Source organism: Clostridium polynesiense (genome assembly GCF_000820705.1).
GTDB lineage: Bacteria > Bacillota > Clostridia > Clostridiales > Clostridiaceae > Clostridium_AA > Clostridium_AA polynesiense.
The window spans coordinates 1-4,910 of the sequence record NZ_CCXI01000106.1 but is presented as its reverse complement, the minus strand read 5'-3'; the positions used below and the strand labels follow the sequence as shown (position 1 = coordinate 4,910).

The window sequence follows — 4,910 nt, the reverse complement described above, 5'->3', positions numbered from 1 at the left end:
AGAATGTAAAATTGAGAACGGATAATTCAAAATCTCTTAATTTTAAAAAGCTGTAGATATTTGATTAACCTCTGAAAGTATGGTTTTACTATATTGTATAATCATGTTTCAGAGGTTATTTACTATACATTAATTTAATAAAAATTATATAGTTTTTAGATAAATTTTCTTGGTGTTTATTTGGACTTATACTTTTCCTTTAAATATTTTAGAACAAAGGTTTCTCTATGAACCCAGCTGTTTTCATCTTTACTCCCTTGATTAATAATTTTTTCATTTAAATAGATTACTTCATCTAATGAAATCCATACCGGTGTAAAATCTAAATCCGCTTCATAAGAATCTAAATTTTGAAGAGTTTTATCATTTGATATATCACATAGGTAAAAATAAGATTCCATTTTAAAAATAAAATCCGCTTGATAATCATCTGGTTTTATTTCAGTAACCTTCCCAAGGAGGTCATTGATACTGTTAATGAGATACCCGGTCTCTTCTTCCACCTCTCTCTTTAAAGCCATTGCATGAGTTTCATCTTTATTTATCCCTCCACCGGGAAACTTATAATCACCTTTATTGGTACGTATCATAAATATAGAGCTGCCTTTAAAAATAACGGCTCTGACCGCCTCACGATAGCTGATGTTTGGATTTTTTCTTTGGTTTTTTACGATTTCCTGTTCTAATACATAATTAAAGGTCACAATATATATGCCTCCTTATATTTTAAAAAGTATCTAAATTACTTAAAATACCACTTCAAAAAGTAATATAATTATAATAAATATTAACATTAATTACAATTAATAACACAAAGTGTTTTGATTTTTAAATTTTTATTAATTTATGTTTTACATAATACATGGTTAAATATGGTATAATAAATAAAAATAATTGTCCTATGTTAAGAGAGGGTGCTTACACATGAAGAGATATGATGATTCAAAATTTATCAATCATTTTATCAATGCTCCTTTAGGTCTGATAGTTTTGGAAAGCAGCAGAGAGCTGGGGCATAAAATAGATGATTATTTAGTTAGAATTACCAGAGAGCTGCAGCCCGGTGCTGATATTGATTCCTTTATTATACCCATTGAAGAGATAAGGTTTGCAAATGGAGACGGAAAGGTAGTATTAAAAGAATCGGTAAGGGGAAAAGAAGTATTTATAATCTGCGATGTAGGTAATTATGGTTGTACATATAGTATGTATGGTATGGTAAATCATAAAAGTCCCGATGATCATTTCCAGGATGTTAAGAGAGTTTATCAGCTATAAGCGGTAAGGCCAGGAAGGTTACAGTTATAATGCCTCTTTTGTATGCCGGAAGGCAGCATAGAAGAAAAGGCAGAGAATCACTGGATTGCGCTATAGCTCTTCAGGAACTTGAGAGGATGGGAGTAAGCAGTATTATAACCTTCGATGCTCATGATCCTAATGTGCAGAATGCTGTGCCCTTAATATCCTTTGATAATTTATATCCTACTTATGAGATAGTTAGAGCCATGGTTAAGGACAACAGGGAGCTGCTTGCTGATAAATCAAATATGCTTGTAATAAGCCCTGATACCGGTGCTATGGACAGAGCCATTTATTATTCCGGAGTCCTTGGTCTTGATATTGGTCTTTTTTATAAACGAAGGGATTATTCTATTGTAATAAGCGGAAGGAACCCAATAGTTCAGCATGAATATATGGGAAGAGAGATTGAAGGGAAGAATATTTTAATAATAGATGATATGATATCCTCAGGTGAATCAGTGTTTGACATAGCTTTAGAGCTTAAAAAGAGAAAAGCTAACAAGATAATAATTGCCACCACCTTTGCCTTATTTACTGATGGAATAGAAAAATTTAATGAGTTTAATAAAAAAGGCATAATAGATAAATTATACTCTACAAATTTAGCTTATATACCGGATAAAGTAAAGGAAAGCGGATGGTTTAAAGAAGTAGACTTATCTGGATTTATAGGAAAGATTATGGAGCATTTATATTTAGGTAAATCCATTAAGTACATATTGGACGGTAAAGATGTTATCGATGATATATGGAAAAAGAGATAATATTTTAAAACTGTTAATTTACTGTTAAAGGGTTGAAATACAAGGCCTTATACCCTTAAATATATTGAAAATACACTTCTGTAAGTATATAATTAATTCAAATAAATCATATAAATAGTCATAACATTACATTAGAAATGAGAGGTTGCCATGAAAAAGTTACTTATAGTAGTTGATTATCAAAAGGATTTTGTAAGCGGAAGCCTTGGATTTGCTAAAGCTGTGGAATTAGAAGATTCAATATACCAAAAAATAAAAGATTATAAAGACAGAAATGATGATGTGATATTTACCTTTGATACTCACGGTCATGAGTATTTAAATACCAAAGAAGGAAAAAAGCTTCCGGTGGAACACTGCGTAAAAGGTGAAGACGGATGGAGCCTGTATGGAAAAGTGGCTGAGCTTTATTCTGAGGAGGATTTGGGGTTTGAAAAATCCGCTTTTGGTTCACTTAAACTGGCAGATTATTTAAGAGATAAAGATTATGACTTCATTGAAATTGTTGGAGTAGTGTCCAATATTTGTGTTATATCCAATGCAGTTATAGCTAAAACCGCTCTGCCTGAAGCTGATATTGTATTAGATGCTTCCTGCACAGCCAGCGCTGATGAAGAGCTTCACGAAAAAGCACTGGATGTAATGGAAGGACTTCAGATTGAGGTTACAAACAGAAAATAAATGTATTCATTATTCAGGGATCTGAAAGGTTATTTAGCTTTTTCAGGTCTTTTATTTTTCCTTAAAAGCATAATATTAATATTAATTTACATACATTTACATGTAATGTATAATATTTGAAAGAAGTTTGGCCTTTTTTATAACGAATTATATATTGCTATAAAAGTCCATATCAGGGAGGTAGAAATGAAAACTCTTGAAACTGAAAGATTATTATTAAGACTCTGGTCCATGCAAGATGCAGATGATTTATATGAATACGCTAAGAATCCTAATGTAGGACCAAATGCCGGATGGGAACCCCATAAGGATAAGGAGTTTTCCCGGAATATAATAAAAATGTTCATAGAAGATGAGGTTTGGGCTATAGAATATAAAGAAAATAACAAGGTTATCGGCTCGATAGGATTACATGAAGATAGAAAGAGGATAAGAATTAACGGCAAGATGCTTGGGTATGTACTTTCAGAGGACTACTGGGGAAAGGGATTAATGACGGAAGCGGCATCGGCAGTAATTAAACACGGCTTTGAAGAAATGAACCTTAATATAATTTCTGTATATCATTATCCTTTTAATGATAAATCCAAAAGGGTAATTGAAAAATGTGGATTTAAGTATGAAGGCACCCTTAGAGAGGCAACCAGAATATTTGACGGAAGAATTTTGGATGACCTGTGCTACTCTATCCTCAAGGAAGAGTATGAAGCAGATAAAAAATTAGGTTAGAACCAGGATAGTCTTTAAATAATTATTGGAATTTAAATATAAATTATAGGGCGATTTTAAATCGATTCTATAATTTTTTTCTTTTTACTGCAGCACCAATTTATATAGGGCAATAAATTTTTCCATTAAATTTATTGTTTTTGCATTTAACGGATACATTGAAAATAAATTGTTAATAAAATAACTTAATTTTATAATGAAATATAATAAAAACTATTTTTTATATATTCTATCTAGATAAAATAGTATTTATAAATTGACTATTGATGAAAATATTGATAAAATTATAACAAACAAATGTTAATTTGAGCAAATAAAGGTATTAATTAAGGGGGAGTAATTATGAAATTGGAAAATAAGGTTGCAGTAGTTACAGGAGCCAGCTCAGGTATGGGAAGAGAAATATCTCTTTTATTTGCTAAAGAAGGCGCCAAGGTAGTGGTTGTGGCAAGAAGAAAGGAAAGGCTTGAGGAGCTTGTTTCACTAGCTGAAGAGTACCCAGGCACTATAATAGCCTTCCAGGGAGATGTATCTAAAAAGGAAGATGCAGAAAATATGATAAAAACCGCAGTGGAAAAGTTCGGCAGGATAGATATTTTAGTAAATAATGCAGGAGTTTTAGATGATTTTACCCCCGCTGCAGAAGTAACCGATGAGCTTTGGGAATATGTTATGTCAATAAATTTAAACGGGCCTTTTTATGCCTGCAGAAAAGCAATTCCTATAATGATTAATCAGGGAGAAGGGAATATAATAAATGTAGCCTCCATAGGAGGACTGTACGGTGCCAGGGCAGGTGCTGCCTATACAGCGTCTAAGCATGCTTTGGTAGGCTTAACAAAAAATATAGGGTTTATGTATGCAGATAAAAATATCAGATGCAACGTAATTTGCCCCGGCGGAGTAGATACAGAAATTACCCAAAACAAATCCTTCAACGAAATGGGAATGAAGAGAGTACTTACAGGTGTAGCAGCAAGCCCAAGAAGCGGATCCTCTGAAGAAATAGCAAATGTTGCTCTTTTCCTGGCATCTAAGGATTCCAGCTTGTTAAATGGAGCATCTATAACTGCCGATGCCGGATTTACAGCATATTAAAAGTAATATAAAATTAATATATATAATAAAAAAACACTTACGTAGGTTTTAGTTTTTGGTTTAAGTTTAAGTTAAACGTAAAGAGTAGTAAGTTTAATTTTAATTAGGTCGGAAAACTTAAAAACTTTAACTTAAAGTTAAAAGTTAAAGTAAAGTAAAGTTAAGTTAATTAAATTTAAAAACCTTAAAACCTAAAGTAAAAGTAAATTAAGTAAAGGTAAGGTTCGTTTTCGTTTAAGTTAAATTTAAGTACGTACTTAAGGTAAGGTAAAAAAATTAAAAAAGTTGGTAGTTAATTTAATTACTACTAAAGTAACGTACTTAGTTAGTTAAAAA

4 protein-coding genes and 1 pseudogene are annotated in these 4,910 nt (G+C 31.7%); 4 read left to right on the top strand and 1 reads right to left on the bottom strand.

Going from position 1 to position 4,910, the window contains the following annotated elements:
• Positions 1-176: 176 nt before the first annotated feature.
• On the bottom strand, positions 177-704 hold the full coding sequence (locus TA89_RS09915; RefSeq protein ID WP_040213062.1) for an NUDIX domain-containing protein: 528 nt from the start codon (positions 702-704) through the stop codon (positions 177-179).
• A gap of 220 nt (positions 705-924) precedes the next feature.
• Between TA89_RS09915 and TA89_RS09910 the strand changes: the two are divergent.
• The 4 genes and pseudogenes from TA89_RS09910 (at position 925) to TA89_RS09895 (ending at position 4,574) form a co-directional block, all read left to right on the top strand.
• A pseudogene (locus TA89_RS09910) lies at positions 925-2,066 on the top strand (ribose-phosphate pyrophosphokinase).
• Between the two features lie 150 nt (positions 2,067-2,216).
• Positions 2,217-2,747 (top strand): cysteine hydrolase family protein, encoded by a 531-nt coding sequence (locus TA89_RS09905; protein ID WP_040213060.1) that lies wholly within the window; start codon positions 2,217-2,219, stop codon positions 2,745-2,747.
• 186 nt (positions 2,748-2,933) lie between these two features.
• On the top strand, positions 2,934-3,476 hold the full coding sequence (locus tag TA89_RS09900; RefSeq protein WP_040213058.1) for a GNAT family N-acetyltransferase: 543 nt from the start codon (positions 2,934-2,936) through the stop codon (positions 3,474-3,476).
• A 342-nt stretch (positions 3,477-3,818) separates the two neighbouring features.
• Entirely contained in the window at positions 3,819-4,574 is a 756-nt protein-coding gene (locus tag TA89_RS09895; RefSeq protein ID WP_147590107.1) for a glucose 1-dehydrogenase, read from the top strand.
• Positions 4,575-4,910: the final 336 nt, after the last annotated feature.

What these genes read in the sequence shown, in the direction of transcription:
- TA89_RS09905 (WP_040213060.1), top strand. Translation starts at nt 2,217, where the DNA reads ATGAAAAAGTTACTTATAGTAGTTGATTATCAAAAGGATTTTGTAAGC.
- TA89_RS09895 (WP_147590107.1), top strand. Translation starts at nt 3,819, where the DNA reads ATGAAATTGGAAAATAAGGTTGCAGTAGTTACAGGAGCCAGCTCAGGT.
- TA89_RS09900 (WP_040213058.1), top strand. Translation starts at nt 2,934, where the DNA reads ATGAAAACTCTTGAAACTGAAAGATTATTATTAAGACTCTGGTCCATG.